Here is a 911-nt window from a genome sequence, read left to right as displayed (position 1 = left end):
GCGTCATTCGCAGTCGCACCAGCATCGGTATAAGGGGTATTTAGCTCATGGTTAAGTGGGCTGCTACCTAGTAGAGTGATGCTAGGTGCGCCAGTATCTTGAACGTTAATTGTTCGGGTAACGGTAGTAGCAGAGTTGCCTGAGGAATCGTTCACGTTGTAGCTCAGTACATAACTGCCGATTACGGTTGCATTGACTGTACCGCTGACACCGATGTTTGAAGATACATCTCCATCGACATTATCTAGCGCTGTCGCACCCGGGTCGGTGAAGATTGTATTCACCTCATGATTAATGGGGTTGGTTCCGATCAGCGTAATAACAGGGCCGCTCGCATCAGCAACATTAACTGTTCGTGTGACGGGGATTGCAGCGTTGCCAGCCGCATCACTCACGTTATACACAAGGGTGTAGCTACCAATTGTACCGGTATCAACAGTGCCACTCTGAATAATGCTTGCTGAAATATCGCCATCAATATTGTCCGACGCACTCGCACCCGCATCATTGTAGACACTACCTAGAGCGATATTAATGCTGCTGTCACCATTAAGCGTAATGACTGGGGCAGTAAAGTCGTTCACATTTACTGTACGTGTTTGCTGTACGGCAGGGTTGCCGTTGGAGTCACTGACATCGTAGGTGATCACGTAGGTACCTGTAACACTGGAATCTACGGTAGCACCACCGACGATGATGTTAGTTGAGATATCACCATCCAGCGCATCGCTTGCAGTCGCGCCAGCATCGGTATAGGGGGTATTTAGTTCATGGTTAAGTGGGCTGCTACCTAGTAGAGTGATGCTAGGTGCGCCAGTATCTTGAACGTTAATTGTTCGGGTAACGGTAGTAGCAGAGTTGCCTGAGGAATCGTTCACGTTGTAGCTCAGTACATAACTGCCGATTACGGT

The 911-nt window shown here is 48.8% G+C and carries 1 protein-coding gene; it reads right to left on the bottom strand.

The window, feature by feature from the left end; all coding sequences use genetic code 11:
* Positions 1-878, bottom strand: an 878-nt coding sequence (locus tag A3761_RS00275; RefSeq protein WP_197472670.1) for a DUF5011 domain-containing protein, incomplete at its 3' end; no start/stop codon positions are given.
* Positions 879-911: the final 33 nt, after the last annotated feature.

The sequence above is a fragment of the Oleiphilus sp. HI0123 genome, from assembly GCF_001635315.1.
The sequence above is the reverse complement of the archived record's forward strand: the minus strand, read 5'-3'. Positions and strand labels throughout refer to the sequence as shown.